Genomic DNA, 16,260 nt, shown 5'->3' on the forward strand with positions numbered 1-16,260 from the left:
TCGTGCTTTGCAGCTTTCTTGTTATAATCCGGTACGAATAGTTAGGAATCCAAGTAGAGCCCTAACTACCCAAAGAGATTAATATTCTAAACCATATTGAGATTTAGAGGTCAACTTGCCGCCCTGGAAGACAAGAGTTGCGGAGCCGCTGTATTTTCCTGATCCAGTCCATTGATACATAACGGTGTGAGAACGGCTGCCGGGGGTGCCGGATTCGGAGATCAGTTCGCCGTACCCGCCGATGATTTCGACGGCTTCATTATAGGTAATTCCGATCTTCAAGGAATTGAACTCGCCTCTCGTGATGGAGGGAGAGTTATAGGCCTCGGTTGTTTCCGGTTCGGAAGCGCCGGGGGGAGTCAGGAAGAACTCATTTTGAAAGTCAGAATTTTCCAAAACAGCGGTTAAATATAGGCGTTCATAATCGCCGGCAGCATTCCATTCTTCTTTGATAGATATTTGGATGCCGTCTTGCGATAGATCCGTATTCAGTAAATTGACAATGGCGCGTTTGATTCCAATGGAATTTAAAAAAGTAGTTGCGGCAGTATAAAAGGAGCCTCCAGAAGAAAGGTCTTGAATTTCTTCAAGTATCATTTCAATGGCTTCCAGCTTGCCGGAAGTTTGGTTAGTGAAACAATAGACATAAGTGTTTCTGGTATCTTTGTAGGCTGTTCCTAATTTTATACATGTAATGTTATATCCATTTCCCTCGGACGTATCGCCGATTTCCCACAAGGGATCTTCCGGGTCATAATATTTGTTTTGGCTGTATGCCAGAACCATATCTGCCTGCATCTGCTCAAACAATTCGGAATCGGTAAAAGGAAAGGCGGCCGGTGCTTCCGGAGCAGAAGAGAGAGCTTCTGTTTCCAGCGGCGTGGTTTCGGGTACAGTGGTAGTAGCTTCTTCCGTGGTAGTAGTTTCCACCGAAGCAGCAGTCTCCAAAGAGGTAATAGCTTCGGATGTGTTTTCCGCATTAGAAGCGCAGGCGGATAAAGCGATACAGCCCGCCAGTAAGATTCCAGTAAATTTCTTTTTCATATTTCGTCCTCCCAAGACATATTTTTCAATTTTAGTCGGATAAATTCTTCTCGATATCCCAGCAAACGGGATAACTGTTCCACTGAGTAGTACGGATGCTCCAAAATAACTTCCTCAGGGATAAGCAGTTCGGCCGCAAAAATATTTGCCTCTTGTTCTAAGCCGGGGAGAAGCAGGGTTTTTTCGCGCAGGAAATAGCAGTTCTTTTTTCGGTGCATGACAGCATGCCCCAATTCATGAGCAAGTACCATGCGGGATTCCCATTCGTCCAAATTTTGGTTTAGAAATATATATTTGTGATTTTTTAGGAACATATAGCAACCTAAGCATTCACCGATATTTCCTATTTGAACGATAATCTTTAAATATTCGGCCAGTTTAAATGGATCTCGTGTTTCAAATATATGCACGTAATGTGCAACATTTTTCTTGATTTTGTCGAGCAAGGAAACGATCACCTACTTTTTATTTTTGAGTGGATTATATTTCTCTTTATTAATTAGTTTCAAACGTTGTAATGCAATTTCCAATTCGCCGCGGAAGAGCTCCAGAGATTCCGGGGAAAGCGGTTCGCCGTCATAGGAAGCAGAGCCATCGGCGCCGGAAGAAATTTTTTTCATAATATTATCCAGGTCTTTTTTGATATCTTTTTCATCTTTTGACGTAAGATCTGTTTTTAAAGAGTGAGCGTTATCTGTATTATTCATGAGATCGTTCACGGTTACATGAAAGTAGTCGGCAATTTTTTGCAAACGTTCGGCGGAGGTACTGCTATTTCGTAATTTCCCAATAGAGCCGCGGCCAAAACCGAGTTCCTTTTCAAGTGCTGTTACGGCGATATTTTTTTCATCGCATAATTTCTTTATGGTTTCATACGTAGTCATAAAATGTCTCCTTGAGATGTAGAAGAAAATCTACAAAACATCTTGACAACGTAGAAAATTAGCTATATTATAATTAAAAGAAGTAGAAAATAATCTACGAAGAAGATGTGAAGAATCTGTGAGCGAGTTGTGATATATTTAATTATAGAATATTTTCTATTTTGTGTCAAGAGAAAGGTAGAATATTTTCTTTTTGTCAGCTTAAAAAAGGAGGAGGTGAAAGATTTGCTTTATAACAATGTTGTTGATATATGTGAAAAGAGAGGAATTACACTTTGCAGATTAGAAAAAGAGCTGGGTTTTGGAAATGGAAGCGTTCGAAAATGGAAAGAATGTGAGCCTGGGATTCAGAGAGTGATGAAAGTGGCGAAGTATTTAGGCGTTTCCGTCGGGCGCTTGTTGGAAGATGAAATTGCTTAATGTGTTGTCTGTGGACGCGGGTGTGACGTAATTGTTATATAAATAGAAAGTGAAGCCAAAAAGGCAGCAAAAGATAGATTCGGTGGAAAGTTGGACAATCTGTCTGGAATATTTTAAAAGGGAGGTGAAATAACATGTCGGAACCGGTAAAAGAAATAAAGATAGGGAATGCACTTGTCCGCTTTCATGATGATTATTGCCGCGGGCAGACAAAAGCAGAAGCGCAAGAGATTATCCAGGATATTTCGAAGTTTGTATGTGCCCAGCTGATAAAGCAAAATGAGACCGCGTAAGCGGTCAGAGGGGGACAAGCTATTTTTTATGAGTTGGAGGTTGATAAAGATAAGAGAGTAATACGTAAGGAACAAAAAAGTACGTTTGATGTTTAGAATCTGATGTTTTTGAGTATGTGTGATCATGTGATGCGAGAAGTAAGTCTATTAGGTGTTGTTTTATGAAGCTTTGGAGTTGATGGGAATGAGAGATAGTGTGTTGTTTTATCGCAGTTTCTGGGAGGCGGTCAGAGAGCTTGAGCCGGAGGGACAGGCCAGATTGATAAAGGCGATTATGGAATACGGGCTGGACGGAGTGGAGCCGGAGATTGGCGGAGTAGAAAAGGCGCTATTTCTTTTAATCCGTCCACAAATTGATGCCAATAACCGACGATATGAAAATGGGAAAAACGGAGGGAGGCCCAAACAAAAGCAGAATGAAAAGCAAGAAGTATCCGAGTTGGAACCAGAAGAAAATCAAATAGAAACCGAACAGAACCAGAAAGAAAAGAAAAAGGAACAAGAAAAGGAAAAGGTAAATTCTTCTGCAACGGAGAAGGAATCATCTTGCGTGGAAAGTTTTTCTCTCAATGACGGAACGGAATACATGATATCGGAGAATGATGTGGAACTATTCCAGCAGCTCTATCCGGAAATTCATGTGAAACAGGAGTTGAGAAATATAAAAGCATGGTGCCTGGCTAATCCAGAGAAACGAAAGACCCGGTCTGGGGCGAAACGTTTTTTGAATTCCTGGTTGTCCCGAGCACAAAACAGTGCAAAAGGCAATCGCTTTCGGAGTGAATCGCCGAATCGATTTCATAACTTTCATCAACGAGAAACAGACTATGACGCTCTGTTAATGCAAGAGGAAAAAAGGCTTTTTGAAGAATGCGGAGGAATGGATGACGGCAAAAGAATATTTAGGTCAACTTAAGAGTTTGGAGAGGAAAATACATCATAAAAAAATGGAGTTAAAAGAGGCGGAATCGTCTGTCGGAATCTCATTTCGTCATAACGGCGAGCACGTTCAGACTTCATTTTCCGGAGCAATGGGTGATTATACGGGGAGACAGGCGGTTCGGATTTTGTCTCTAAAAGAAACGATTGACCAGAAAATTATCGAGTATTTGGAATTGAAAAATCAGATCGTGGATCAGATTCATGATTTGCGCGAGGGGATATACATCGATATTTTGTACCGGCATTATGTCCGAGAAGATGGAGATTTTGCGCAAATAGCGGATGATATGGGATATTCTTATAAGTATATCATCAATAAGCATGGGGAAGCGCTTAGTGCTTTCGAGCGGATTCATCCAGAATTATTTCTGACCAATGAGTGTAAATAATGGAAAACAGATGGAACCATTTGTTTTTACATATGATATAATCATAGTATGAAAACAGGCAACCAGAAATGGGAGCCTGTTTTTTGCTCTTTACTCCATCGAATGCGTGATGATCGAACGCACTTGGGCAATCAGTTTCTGAAAGTGGGTCCAGCCAAAGCCTACTGGCTTTTAGAAACTTTTTGATATATTCATAAAGAGTAGAAAGGAGAAGAGATGGGAGATCAAGTATGACATTGCAGGAATTCCAAAATGTGCTTTTGTCCGTCACGGAAAATGTATACCATTTTGAAGCAGCGGAAGCATCAGAAAAATATGTAGTCTGGCGAGAAATTGGAGGGCGGGCGCTTATGGCTTCCGGCCATCGCCGGGAAGTGATTCATGAAGTGCAGGTGGAATTCTGCACGAAGGAAGAATTTGATCCAATGCTGGAGGGGTTGCTGAACGCATTGGAAATGGCAGAAATTGTTTTTGAGGAGCCCCTGGTGGAATATGATTCAGAAACAAAACAGATCCGATATACGATTTATTGTGAGATCGTTTGATCATATCAATTGAAATAATAGGCTTTGGCAAATGGAAGAAAGGCTGTAAAAGCAGCAATGAAATTCTAAAACACACATTTACGAAAAAAGAATGAATTAGGAGGTTTTTATTATGGCATCTTTTGGAGCAAAATACATTAACTTTGCACCGGTAAAAAGCGAACCGGCAAGCGCACTTCCCACGTATGATACGAAGGTGGAAATTGGAAAACTGGTAAAGGCGGATTTGACCGTAAATATTGCAACCGGTGAGCTTTATGCCAACAATATGCTGGCAGAGAAAGCAGACGAATTTATTAGCGGAACCCTGGCAGTGGAAGTGGACGATATGGAAAAGGAGACGGAAGCTGCGGTATATGGTTCTGCATACAGCGAAGGTGAGCTGGTAGACAATGCGGCGGATATTGTCCCTTATGGTGGTCTGGCGTATTACAAAACTCTTCGCAGAAATGGGACGCCGGTTTATGAAGCATATTACTATCCGAAGGTGAAAGCAATCTTGAGCACCGATTCGGCGGCTACCAAGGGCAGCAGCATTACATTCACCACGAAGCCATTGAGTTTTACTATTTATGAGCCGAATACGGGAGATTGGAGATACCGGAAAGAATTCGATACAGAAGCAGCGGCTATCGCTTATGTAGATCAGAAATTAGGGGTTGTCCAGGTCCAGGCGTAATTAAAAAACAATAGACAAGCATAGCTTCCCTGGAATATTTTATCCGGGGAAGCTTATGGAGGTAGAACGGTGTTTGCAAAATTCACAGAAGTGACATTTAGTGGCAAGACATATCGTCTGGCATATACGGCAAAAGCAATGTTTGAGATTTCAGATTTTGCCAAAGACAAGGAAATCATGGAAATTTTGATGGATCATACAAAAGAAGGTTTTTCCCTATTCTGTCAGACGGCGGAGGCTATGTCTCAGGCAGCGGAAGAACTCCGGCGGTATGAAAGCGGCCAAGAGGGCGCGGTATTAACGGCGAAAGAAATTCAAATGATGGCCAGGCCAGTAGACCTTTTAAATTTGAAAGGTGCGATGACAAAAGCGATCGCATATGGTTTTGGTCGGGAAATTCAAGAAGAAAACGATGAAGTTGACGTGGGCCTTGCAGAATTGCAAAAAAAAACAAAGTAACGCGGGCAGAGTTTTTATCCATGGCGTTATTGATGGGGCTAAGCGTAAAAGAAGCGGAATATATGTCCCCAGGGCGAGTCTATGATTTGATGGAACTTTATCTTAAAAGGAGAGGTATCAGGAAAGAAGAGGAGCAGTAGACGACTTCGATATCTTCTCTTTTTACGGTTACTTATATTGTGAGATGTCAAAATGTATTGAGGTGTAATATGGCAACGGAGACAATTAGCACTCGGATTATATTAGAAGGGGAAGCAGAATATAGGCGGAAATTAAAAGATATTAATGCGCAGTATAGTCTTCTGAAATCCGAATTGAAAGAATTCAAAAATGAATCAGCGGGAAGCGCCAATGCACTCGCTACATTGGAAAAAGCAGTAGAAATTTTGTGCCGCTCTCAAGAAAGCTTAAAAGAAAAACTGGAGGCTTCCAACGCGGGACTGCAGAATGCTCAAAAGAATCAGGAGAAATATGCCCAAAAAATTGCGGAAGTTCAGGAAAAGCTGGAACAAGTTATGCAGCGCCAAGAGGATTTGGGGGATATTACAGAGGACACGGCGGAAGAGCATGCCCGACTGACCGCAGAGCTGGAGCATTATCAGCAGGTTTTACAAAATGCAGAGACAGGAATGCAGAAGGCGACGGAACGTGTTGAGCAGTGGCAAGGACGAGTAAACCGTGCAGAGAACAGCCTGGCACGGCTGTCCCAAGAACTAGAAAACAACCAGGGATATTTGGAGGAGGCTCGCCAAAATACCGATCAAGTGGCAGACAGTATTGATGAATATGGCCACCGCGTTCGGAGCGCATCGGATAATTCAAAAGGTTTGGGAAAGGCAGTCGATAGCTTTGCAAAAGCACTGAAAGATTCCGGGGTAAATGCAGCGCTGGGAACGGTAAAAGATGTCCTTCTGGATTGCGTAAAAGCTTCTTCCCAATTTGAATCGGCTGTTGTAAAAGTAGGATCGATTGCAGGCGCTAATGCGGTGCCTTTGGAGACGCTGAAAGATCAGATGATACAGTTGTCGAATGAAATGGGAATATCGGCTTCGGAGATAGCAGCGTCTACATATAATGCTGTGGCAGCTGGTATTGATGCGGCGGATTCTGTGCAATTTGTGGAACAGGCAACAAAGCTGGCTGCCAGTGGTTTTATCGATACAAAAGATGCGTTGGATATCCTTTCCACCGCGGTCAACACGTATGGATTGGAGACGTCACAGGCTGCTCAATTATCGGATTATTTAATTACTACACAAAATTTGGGGAAAACAACGGTAGCGGAACTTGCTTCTAATATGGAGCAGGTGATTCCAGCCGCCGCCGCTTATCACGTGGAAATGGACAATCTGTCCGCAGCTTACGCAGTTCTTACTTCCCATAGTATTTCTACCGTTGATTCTACGACATATTTAAAAGAAATACTAAATGAGCTGGGAGACTCTGGAAGTACGGTATCAAAGGTTTTGCAGGAACATACCGGGAGCTCTTTTGCCACGTTAACCAAAAAAGGAATGTCGCTCGGCGATATTATGAAGATTCTCGGAGATAGTGTCGGTGGAAATAAGAAAAAGTTCACAGAGCTATGGAAAAGTTCGGAAGCCGGGGTGGGCGCACTATCTCTTTTGGAAGCTGGAACGGAAGAATATAATTCCGTATTAAAGCGGATGGATGAGAGCACAGGTGCCGCAGATCGCGCTTTTGAAGAGATGGCGGACACAACGGAATCTGCTAAAAAACGGATGGAGACTGCCTTTGAAAATTTAAAGGCCGCAATCGGAGACCAGTTGTCTCCGGCACTGCAGAGTCTTTCGGAAGCAGGAGCGGAAGCTTTTACCTGGGCCACTGGTTTTGTACAGGACAATCCGGAACTCGTTTCTTTGATTACGGCAGTCGCGGTTGGACTTGGAACGATGACGATTGCAGTGACTACCTATAGTGCGGTGAAAGCGGCAGCGATACCGATTATCGCTAGCTTTAACCAGGTACTGAAAGCGAATCCAGTCGTATTAGTCGCAACAGCAATTCTTTCCCTTACTACTGCGATTGGAGCTTTTATAGCTACGGCAGGTGATTCGGAATCCGAAACGGAAGCTTTGGTTCAAAAAACGAAGGAACTGAGAGAATCCGTCGACGAAACGATCGTTTCCTATGGGGAGAAGCAAGAGGAAATAAAAAAAGATTCCGCGGTCCAAAAAGAATTGGCGTCAGAACTTTCGAAACTGATCGGCCAAGAAAATAAAACCGTTGAAAGCAAACATCGAATTTCGGAAATCGTAGCGCTTTTGAATAAAGAGGTTCCAGGTCTCTCCTTGGCGTATGATGAACAGACCGATTCCCTTAACATGACGACGGATGCTTTGGATAAATTGCTCGAAAAACAGGCGGAAGAGGAAAACTACAATGCGGCTGTGGAAGCACGGGCAGAACTTCTGAAGCAGCGGGCAGAGGCAGCGGAAGCGGTAGAAGAGGCAGAACGAAGGCTGGCGGAAGTGCAGAGCCAAATGACAGAAGATATGGAGGAGCATTCCAATACTCTTTTGATGCAGGAAGCTTCTGGATATAGCCAGGTGAAAGAGGAAGTAGAAGGCTGTCGGACTGCATATGAGGAGGCGAAAGAGGCCCTTGCGTCAATTGATACACAGTTGGCGTCTTCCAATGACGTGATCACCCAACATCAATTAAGTGTTGCTGGTATGAGCGAAACTACTTTAGCGCAGAGGGATGCGTTATTGGAATCTGCAGCGGCGCTGGGGGAAAACAGCGAGCGATATGCCAATGTGCGGGAAGAAATTGCTGGACTGGACGAAGCTTACCTTACCCATGTGGCGGAACAACAGGTCAGAATAGAAGAGATCCAAGAACAACAACAACTTCTCAGAGACGAGTATGAGGCTACAAAGAAAAAAATAGAGGAAAATCTGACCGCAGAAATGGGTATGTTCGAGACCATGAGCACAAAGGCGGATCGCAGTATTGAGGAACTGATGGGAAGCTTGGATAGTCAGCTTGACTACATGGATAATTATACGGATAATATTTCAAAGTTAATAGAATGGAATGTGGATAAAGGACTTATTCAAAAATTGTCAGATGGTTCGCAGGAATCGGCTAAGATTTTGCAAGCTCTGGTAGACGATGGAGGAGAACATATTCATGAGTTTGTTGAGAAATTTAATGCGGTAGAAGAGGGAAAGAAAACCTTTACAGATAATGTGCTTGCGATGCAGACAAATTTTACTGTTGCGGCATCTTCTATGGCAATAGATGCGGTAACAGCGGTAGTTTCTATGAATTTACGGGAACAAGCTTATGAGGCGGGACTGAATAATGTGAAAGGGTTTATTGAAGGGTCCAGCTCTATGAGGCGATTGGTGATTACTACTTATTCCAGCCTGGCAAGCGCCGCAATTGAAGCGGCAAGGAAAAAATTCAATCAGAATTCTCCCTCGAGGGAATTTCACAAAATTGGCGCCAATAACGTGATCGGCGCCATTGAGGGAACAGAAGAAGAACGTCCGGCCCTGGAACGGACTTATGAGAATGCGGCGCAGGTTGCTATGCAAGCTTATGAAAAGCAAGCGATAAAGATGAAACAGGAGATGGAAGCAAAACAATACATCAGCTACACTTCCTCTGCAGCAATCCGAAACCGTCCTGAATCGGCGTATCCGGAATTTGGCTTGTCCCAATCGACAGCGCAGGCAATTGGGCGTTTGGTAGAAAAAATGGAACAAAATCAAGGTGGCAGCGTGACCCAGAATGTAACGATTGTAAATCCAGAGCGGACTCCGGCAGAGAATGCGAGAGCCTTGAGAAAAGTAGGGAGGGAGTTAGCATTTGGCGGATAAAATACGTTTCCATTTTCATAATGGAAAAACCGATTTTTCAGTAGGCGATAATGAATTTGGAATCATTGATTACAGTGGCATTGAGGCTGCGGAATATGATATACAGAAAAAAGAGAATATCAGCGGATATGGAAGCCGGCTAACCAAAAGAAAGATATCCGGCCGGGATATCAGCCTTACAGCCGAGTATAAATTTCGAGACGGGAACACATCAAGGGTTAGGGAATTTTTGCTCGCATTCTTTTCTCCGTTGTCCTCCGGTGTGTTAACGGTGGAGAATGCGGGAAAACGTTGTGTAACGGCGTACGAGGTAGAAAAGTTTGAATATAAATATACGAATATTCATGAGCGGGTCCGTTTTCATTTAGAGTTGACCTGCCTGGATCCGGCTATGCTGGCGGAGTATTCAGAATCGGATCAGATGAGTACATGGATTGGCGGATGGAAGCTAAAATTTACCCTGCCCTTCTGCTTGCGCCACCGTGGGCCGAAACAGAAGACGATCATCAATGGAGGACATTTGGATACGCCGATACAGGTCATTTTTCAGGGTCCGGCGGAAAATCCCCGGATTATCAATCATACTACAGGAGAACGGATGATCGTTAACCGGACTTTGACAGAAGGCGATTTTTTACATATCAATACGGATCCCGGCAATATCAGCGTACAAATTGAAAGAAACGGCAGTTTAGAGGATGCGTATGGGTATATTGATTTAGACACGGACTTTTTTCAACTCCGTCCGGGAGAAAATAGAATCGAATACGGTACAGACAATGAACTGGACCCGCAGCAGGTGGTAATCATCCATCGGGAGCGGTATCTGGGAATATAGGAGGTAATATGGCAGAAACATATGGTTTTTTTGATGGTGATACGGAGTATGGGCAGGATGAATTAAACCGATACTTTGACAATATCTACCGCTCTGGAGTAAGCGTAGAGGACAGCGGGGCAATGACCTTGGCTGTGTCTCAGCTGTCCGGAGCGATTTTAGTCAATACAGGATTTGCAATCTTAAAGGGCTTTTGGTATTACAACACCAGCGCAAAGAGCCTGACGGTAACGCCTCCGACATCCGGAAGCCGGATAGACCGAGTCGTTGTGCGGCTGGTCTATGCCAGCAAGTCTATCTCGGCGGTCGTCGTTCCGGGAACAGCATCGGCCCCTCCGGAGTTGGCGCGTAATAGCGCATATTATGATCTATCCTTGGCACAGCTTACCGTTAAAGCGGACGGGACAATCGCGATTAAAGACGAGAGGACGGACCCTGATCTTTGCGGGGCAATTCGGCCGAAAAACTTATCCGAGTTTGAGACTTGGTTTGAAGGCTTACAGTCAACTGCATGGCGAAATATTTATATTAGCCAGGATGAACCGGAAAACCCGGAAGCGGGCAGTATTTTACTGCAGATTACAGACGCGGCAGTGCCTCCCGTGGGAGTTTGAACATGAATACGGCAATCCGATTTTTTGACCAGAGCTTAAATTTTTTGGGGGAAATCCAGAATTATATTTCCCTGCGTTATACTTGCAAATGGTCTACATATGGAGCCTTTACAGTTGTATTGTCTGGCGTTCCTCCTCTGGCTAAGATGGATAATATCCTTATGTTGGGCAAGGATCAGCGAAAAAATGGAATTATTAAATATGTGCAGTACAATCAGGCATCCGACGAGACCACAATCAAGGGACATTCCTTATTATGGCTTTTAAGCAATCGTATCACTGTACCGCCAGACCTAGCCTATCATACGGTCGCTGGTACAGTTGGCGAAATCATGGCGGCTTATGTTCGTACAAATGCAGCCACTCCCACGGAGCCTGCAAGGAAAATCCCGCAGTTAGAAATAGGGAATATATCAGGGGTTGGAGGTACTACTCGGTATCAGACCCGATATAAGGTATTATTGGACGAGATTACAACACTATCCAAGGCATCTAACATTGGCGTCGGTGTGGAGCTTGACTATCATCAAAAAAAACTGGTCTTTATGGCCTATGAGGGATTGGACCGATCGGTCAACCAGACGGTCCGATCACCATACATTCTTAATCCAGCACATTATAATGTAACCAACGTCGTAGTGACAGAAAACGACATAGGAACAAAGAATTGCGCTTATGTTGGCGGAAAGGGTGAGGGAGCGGAACGATCCATCCATATTGTAAACCCAGAGCTTACCGGATTTGCCAGAAGGGAACTTTTTGTCGATGCACGGGATATGGAAAGCGCGCTGGATTTGAGGGAGCGTGGACTGCAAAAACTTGCCGATACTGTGAAAGCAGACAGCTATGAATATGATACTGTTATGGGTGATTACGGTATTCGGTGGGATCTGGGAGACTTTGTTACATTACATGATAAAAATTTTGGTATTACCCGAACGGATCAGATCACGGAAGTAGAAATAGCAATAGAGAATACGGGGACGACAATTACCCCCACTTTTGGGATACCGGAAAAGACATTAGCAGAAGTTTTAACGCCAACAGGCGGTATAGTGGAATAGGAGGCAGCATGGGAACTACACATAAAACAGACTTTAAGGTTTTTAATGGGACAGATTATGACCAACATTATTTTTCGACGAGCGCCGATCAGGTAAACACGAATAGCGGTGGGACGGTAGAAACAGCTTTAACGTCTTTGCAAAACAGCAAGATAAATTGCAGTGATATTGTCCTTGCGTCGTGTGTGTTGAGCTGGGGGAGTATGGGACGGAATAATGCAGGCGTCATAGAGTACGGGTATTCGGGGACAATCTCATTTCCGCCAGGATTTACGCGGGAAAATACAGTAATCCTTGCATTAATGGCCAGAGCAAACACGAGCACAAATCCAATCCCGATTTACGGAATGGATAGTTATACCGCCAGCATAGAGGTAACCTTGTATGGAATTTATGTGAATTATCACCCATATGCCACGTCTGTGGATGTGCCATTCAGCTTTATGGAGTGTCCGATATATGTACAAGCGGTACTATTAAAAAAGAACGGCATGTATATCGGCTTGTCTGAACCGGCGGTCGGCTAAAGGAGGCCATATGTTTACAATTAAAAATAACAGAATTGCGATTACCCGCGGTGACACAGCAATTATTAAAGTAGAGTTGATGAACCATACCTGGGCCGAAGGTGACCGGATGTATTTTACGGTTAAAAAGCACGCTGGAAATACCGATATTACAATCCAGAAGATAATCGATGAGTTTTCGGATGGTCTGGCGAATATCTACCTTTCCCAGTATGACACAAATATCCCGGCGGGTGATTATGTCTACGACTTGCAATGCAATCTTGCGGATGGCCGGATTGATACGATTGTCGGGCCGGAGGAGTTTCAGGTTCTGGAAGGAGTAACGGATGATTGAGGCCAAAGTAATTCCGGTCGGTGTAATCCAGGAAAATATCTCAATTGGCCGTGGTCCAAAAGGTGACAAAGGCGATATGGGAGACGTTACTCCGGAGGCGGAAGCAGCCAAAAGCGCAGCACAGAATGCCGCGGAGACGGCCAGCGCTGCTGCGGGCATGGCGAATACGGCAGCGTCGAAGGCTCAGAACGCGGTGACACAGATGGAGACGATGGCAAGAGAGATTCTTTTAAGTGCACATCCGGTTGGCTCTATTTATATGGGTACAAGCAATGTCAATCCGGGAACACTTTTTGGAGGTATCTGGGAATCCTGGGGGAGTGGACGGGTACCGGTTGGGGTGAATGGTTCGGATGTGGATTTTGACGGTGCAGATAAGACAGGCGGCGTGAAAACGATCAATCTGCAGCACAGTCATACAGTAGATAGCCACAGCCATACGATTGCACATACGCATACGGTGAATAGTCATAACCATACCACCGGAAGTCTGACATTAAATATAAATCAAATTCCGGCCCATTCGCACACAATGACATCAGCACTTGGATGGCCTGGAAATGGTGATGCAGGTGGAGATATGTTTTCTGGATGGGGGGCGAATAGCTGGCCCAAATTTACACTGGTTAAAAATACAAATAATGCTGGTGGGACACAATCCCACAATCACGGCAATACAGGAGATGCATCTCCTGCGACAAGCGGTTCTTCGACGGCGAACAGTGGTGGCACATCTCCGGGGACGAGTTCTCAGCTTTCTGCATCACAGGGAATCATGCCGCCGTATATTACCTGTTATATGTGGAAGCGGATTGCTTAAGGAGGGGTACAGTGAGAGATAATCAAGAAATAATCAAAGTTAAATTAAGCGCAGAAGAAACATTAAGCGGTACCTCCAGCGTCGGAAAAGGCGAGAAGGGAGATAAAGGCGAAAAGGGAGATACGGGAGACGTTACCCCGGCAGCTCAGGCGGCTATGACGGCAGCCCGGCAAGCAGCTGTAAGTGCAGAGGCTGCGAAAAATGCAGCCCAGAATGCAGCGGAGACGGCTAATACAGCAGCGGAAGATGCTCAGGCAGCAATTACGCAAATTGAAACCAAAGTGAATGAAATCTTGTTACGGGCATATCCGGTTGGCTCTATCTATATGGGCACAAGTAATATCAATCCGGGGACACTTTTCGGAGGTACTTGGGAATCCTGGGGAAGCGGACGAGTACCGGTGGGGGTTCGTGGCTCAGATGAGGATTTCAACAGTGCAAATAAAACCGGTGGTGTGAAAAATACGACTCTTAGTGTCTCAAATATGCCTTCCCACACTCATACATTTACTGGAAAGGCGGTCACATCGGGCTCCCAGTCAGCAAACCATACGCACAGTATCAATATTACATCGGGCAATACGAGTCATGCCCACTCGATGCCGCAGCAAGTGATAGGCTGGCCAAAAACCCCGGGCCAAACAGCAAATACAATCCCAAACTGGGCCGGATCTTATGGCCCGTACTGTGACGCAGTACAGACAACGAGAACAGATGGATCGCATAATCATTCTGTCAGCGGTACATCGGGCAGCAACAATGTAGGACATACGCATAGCGTTACTGCAAGTGGTACCAACTCATCAACAGGTGATGGAAGTGCCTTTTCCAACATGCCACCATATATTACTTGCTATATGTGGCTGCGAACTGAGTAAGCGGATCAAGAGGGGATAGATTTGAATAGAAGGCCCCATACCTCCTAGCAATGTGTCCAAGGGGCCACATTTCATAATATTTGAAAGGGGAAAGGATATGTCAGAATGGGAAGTCGTTGGGGTACTGGTTGCATTATTAGGATTAATAGCAGCCATTGCTGGACCGTTGATAAAACTGAATACATCAATAACCACCCTTACGGTAACCTTAAAGGACTTAAATGATGATATCGATGATTTAACAGTCAAAAATACGAAATCTCATCAGAGGTTGTGGGACCACAATGAAGAGCAGGATAAGAAATTAAATGATCACGAAATGAGGCTTACAATTGTGGAGAAAGAGGTAAACCATGAATAAAAGAACTATGAAACAGTGGGTAAAAGCGGCAGGCGTGAGAGCAATCAAAACCGTAGCTCAAGCAGCCATTGCCATGATCGGCACGGCAATGGTGATAGGTGATGTGAATTGGGGTATGGTTGTCTCCGCGTCGGCTCTATCGGGCGTACTATCCTTGCTGACAAGTATTGCTGGGCTGCCAGAAATCAAAGAGGAACAGGCGTGATTAATAATGATAAGAGACAAGCTTTGACTGATGCTGTCAAAAATCGGGAAGGGAAAAATATATATACCCAGGGTAGCAAGCGGGACAAAGTGGATTCTGGTTGGTCGGATTGCTCTAGTCTTGTCCAATGGGCCTATCGAAAAATTGGAATAGAGATCGGTGATAACACGGAGGCTCAGATGCAATGTAAGCAACTCTATAACGTGGCCGTGCCGATTGACGCAGGTGTACCACGAGAGGCTGATTTGATGCCAGGAGACTTACTCTATTTTAGGGGGAGAGATACCTCGCGCAGTGCAACCCAATATGTTGGACACGTAGAAATGTATGTCGGGAACGGTCAAATCAGCGGCCACGGAAGCGGCATTGGCCCAACCAGAAAAAACATGGTGAATTACTGTCAGCAGAGGCAGGCATCCTCGTCACCGGTGCCAGTGGGTAACCGGGGACTAATCTGTGTCCGTCGGGCGGCAGTGCTAACTGAGGATGATCAGCAATCCGATCAGGACTATGTAACCGATCTTTACTGTGATCTATTGGGACGGGAACCAGATTCATCTGGACTGAATGGATGGGTCAAGCAGCTGCTAGAGGGTATGAGCCGTGAGGAAGTACGCCAGGGTTTTTTACAATCGAAAGAATATCAATGGAAGCATCCATCAGAAAAATTATCAGAAATAGTGGATACAAAGTTACAGACATATGTGAAAGAATTTCAGCAGTGGATGAATATATATTTGGCTGGCCGCCTTAGAGAGCCATTAGAAATTGACGGGAACTGTGGGGCTAAGACACGAAAAGCCGCAGTAATGGCCATGCAGGTGTACCTGAATAAGATGTGCGGAGCTAGACTTGCGGTGGATGGCAGCTTTGGGCCAAAATCCAGAGCAGCCTATGAAACCGTCCGGAGAGGCCGTAAAGGGGATAATGTCCGTATTGTGCAGGGATTGCTGTACGGACACGGATATGACCCTGCTGGATTTGACGGGAGCTGCGGCGCCGGGTGTGAGAGGGCGATCAAACAGTACCAGGCCAATATGGATAGCCTTGTGGTCGATGGACATTGTGGCAAAGCCACATTTACGGAGTTGGTAAAATAGGTTGGATTTT

At 44.8% G+C, this 16,260-nt stretch carries 21 protein-coding genes; 18 read left to right on the forward strand and 3 right to left on the reverse strand.

The genetic code is table 11. The features are described 5' to 3' along the window. Positions 1 to 78: 78 nt before the first annotated feature. Genes ACCC71_RS00335 through ACCC71_RS00345 form a run of 3 tightly spaced genes read right to left on the reverse strand, consistent with a single transcriptional unit; the run spans position 79 to position 1,928 of the window. On the reverse strand, positions 79 to 1,044 hold the full coding sequence (locus ACCC71_RS00335; protein ID WP_434310470.1) for a hypothetical protein: 966 nt from the start codon (positions 1,042 to 1,044) through the stop codon (positions 79 to 81). Further along, positions 1,041 to 1,490 carry an ImmA/IrrE family metallo-endopeptidase gene (locus tag ACCC71_RS00340; RefSeq protein WP_434310471.1) on the reverse strand — a complete coding sequence of 150 codons (450 nt, stop codon included), beginning with the start codon at positions 1,488 to 1,490 and terminating at the stop codon, positions 1,041 to 1,043. The genes ACCC71_RS00335 and ACCC71_RS00340 overlap by 4 nt, the downstream gene beginning before the upstream one ends. 12 nt (positions 1,491 to 1,502) lie before the next feature. Then, the gene (locus ACCC71_RS00345; protein WP_434310472.1) at positions 1,503 to 1,928 is read right to left on the reverse strand and encodes a helix-turn-helix domain-containing protein; all 426 of its coding nucleotides are present in this window, start codon (positions 1,926 to 1,928) and stop codon (positions 1,503 to 1,505) included. Between the two features lie 216 nt (positions 1,929 to 2,144). On the opposite strand from ACCC71_RS00345, the gene ACCC71_RS00350 reads away from it, so the two are divergent. The 18 genes from ACCC71_RS00350 to ACCC71_RS00435 all read left to right on the forward strand — a co-directional run bounded on the left by ACCC71_RS00350 (position 2,145) and on the right by ACCC71_RS00435 (position 16,250). After that, entirely contained in the window at positions 2,145 to 2,348 is a 204-nt protein-coding gene (locus tag ACCC71_RS00350; RefSeq protein WP_434310473.1) for a helix-turn-helix domain-containing protein, read from the forward strand. 134 nt (positions 2,349 to 2,482) lie between these two features. Continuing rightward, positions 2,483 to 2,641, forward strand: coding sequence for a hypothetical protein (locus tag ACCC71_RS00355; RefSeq protein WP_434310474.1), 159 nt, complete (start codon positions 2,483 to 2,485; stop codon positions 2,639 to 2,641). 184 nt (positions 2,642 to 2,825) lie between these two features. Further along, positions 2,826 to 3,557, forward strand: a complete 732-nt coding sequence (locus ACCC71_RS00360; protein WP_434310475.1) for a DUF6291 domain-containing protein — start codon at positions 2,826 to 2,828, stop codon at positions 3,555 to 3,557. Beyond that, the gene (locus ACCC71_RS00365; protein ID WP_434310476.1) at positions 3,526 to 3,972 is read left to right on the forward strand and encodes a hypothetical protein; all 447 of its coding nucleotides are present in this window, start codon (positions 3,526 to 3,528) and stop codon (positions 3,970 to 3,972) included. Before ACCC71_RS00360 ends, ACCC71_RS00365 begins: the two co-directional genes overlap by 32 nt. 230 nt (positions 3,973 to 4,202) lie before the next feature. Continuing rightward, the gene (locus ACCC71_RS00370) at positions 4,203 to 4,517 is read left to right on the forward strand and encodes a hypothetical protein (protein ID WP_434310477.1); all 315 of its coding nucleotides are present in this window, start codon (positions 4,203 to 4,205) and stop codon (positions 4,515 to 4,517) included. A 112-nt stretch (positions 4,518 to 4,629) separates the two neighbouring features. Next, on the forward strand, positions 4,630 to 5,196 hold the full coding sequence (locus tag ACCC71_RS00375; RefSeq protein WP_434310478.1) for a hypothetical protein: 567 nt from the start codon (positions 4,630 to 4,632) through the stop codon (positions 5,194 to 5,196). Positions 5,197 to 5,265: 69 nt separating this feature from the next. Then, positions 5,266 to 5,655, forward strand: coding sequence for a hypothetical protein (locus tag ACCC71_RS00380; RefSeq protein WP_434310479.1), 390 nt, complete (start codon positions 5,266 to 5,268; stop codon positions 5,653 to 5,655). A 209-nt stretch (positions 5,656 to 5,864) separates the two neighbouring features. Continuing rightward, on the forward strand, positions 5,865 to 9,506 hold the full coding sequence (locus ACCC71_RS00385) for a phage tail tape measure protein (RefSeq protein WP_434310480.1): 3,642 nt from the start codon (positions 5,865 to 5,867) through the stop codon (positions 9,504 to 9,506). Beyond that, positions 9,496 to 10,344: a phage distal tail protein gene (locus tag ACCC71_RS00390; RefSeq protein WP_434310481.1), complete on the forward strand. Its 849-nt coding sequence runs from the start codon at positions 9,496 to 9,498 to the stop codon at positions 10,342 to 10,344. Before ACCC71_RS00385 ends, ACCC71_RS00390 begins: the two co-directional genes overlap by 11 nt. Positions 10,345 to 10,352: 8 nt before the next feature. Beyond that, the gene (locus tag ACCC71_RS00395) at positions 10,353 to 10,958 is read left to right on the forward strand and encodes a hypothetical protein (RefSeq protein ID WP_434310482.1); all 606 of its coding nucleotides are present in this window, start codon (positions 10,353 to 10,355) and stop codon (positions 10,956 to 10,958) included. Positions 10,959 to 10,960: 2 nt separating this feature from the next. Then, positions 10,961 to 12,022 carry a siphovirus ReqiPepy6 Gp37-like family protein gene (locus ACCC71_RS00400; protein WP_434310483.1) on the forward strand — a complete coding sequence of 354 codons (1,062 nt, stop codon included), beginning with the start codon at positions 10,961 to 10,963 and terminating at the stop codon, positions 12,020 to 12,022. Between the two features lie 8 nt (positions 12,023 to 12,030). Further along, positions 12,031 to 12,549 (forward strand): hypothetical protein, encoded by a 519-nt coding sequence (locus ACCC71_RS00405; RefSeq protein ID WP_434310484.1) that lies wholly within the window; start codon positions 12,031 to 12,033, stop codon positions 12,547 to 12,549. A gap of 10 nt (positions 12,550 to 12,559) precedes the next feature. Then, positions 12,560 to 12,886, forward strand: a complete 327-nt coding sequence (locus tag ACCC71_RS00410) for a hypothetical protein (RefSeq protein WP_434310485.1) — start codon at positions 12,560 to 12,562, stop codon at positions 12,884 to 12,886. Beyond that, complete coding sequence (locus ACCC71_RS00415) at positions 12,879 to 13,706, forward strand: phage baseplate protein (RefSeq protein WP_434310486.1); 828 nt, start codon at positions 12,879 to 12,881, stop codon at positions 13,704 to 13,706. The genes ACCC71_RS00410 and ACCC71_RS00415 overlap by 8 nt, the downstream gene beginning before the upstream one ends. A gap of 11 nt (positions 13,707 to 13,717) precedes the next feature. After that, complete coding sequence (locus tag ACCC71_RS00420) at positions 13,718 to 14,584, forward strand: phage baseplate protein (protein ID WP_434310487.1); 867 nt, start codon at positions 13,718 to 13,720, stop codon at positions 14,582 to 14,584. A 97-nt stretch (positions 14,585 to 14,681) separates the two neighbouring features. Then, positions 14,682 to 14,945 carry a hypothetical protein gene (locus ACCC71_RS00425; RefSeq protein ID WP_434310488.1) on the forward strand — a complete coding sequence of 88 codons (264 nt, stop codon included), beginning with the start codon at positions 14,682 to 14,684 and terminating at the stop codon, positions 14,943 to 14,945. Beyond that, a complete protein-coding gene (locus ACCC71_RS00430) occupies positions 14,938 to 15,150 on the forward strand; it encodes a holin (protein WP_434310489.1) in 213 nt (70 codons plus the stop codon). Before ACCC71_RS00425 ends, ACCC71_RS00430 begins: the two co-directional genes overlap by 8 nt. Then, positions 15,147 to 16,250, forward strand: a complete 1,104-nt coding sequence (locus ACCC71_RS00435) for a DUF4214 domain-containing protein (protein ID WP_434310490.1) — start codon at positions 15,147 to 15,149, stop codon at positions 16,248 to 16,250. Before ACCC71_RS00430 ends, ACCC71_RS00435 begins: the two co-directional genes overlap by 4 nt. The last annotated feature ends 10 nt before the right edge of the window (positions 16,251 to 16,260 follow it).

It is taken from the genome of Hominifimenecus sp. rT4P-3, from assembly GCF_051055405.1.
Classification (GTDB): domain Bacteria; phylum Bacillota; class Clostridia; order Lachnospirales; family Lachnospiraceae; genus Pseudolachnospira.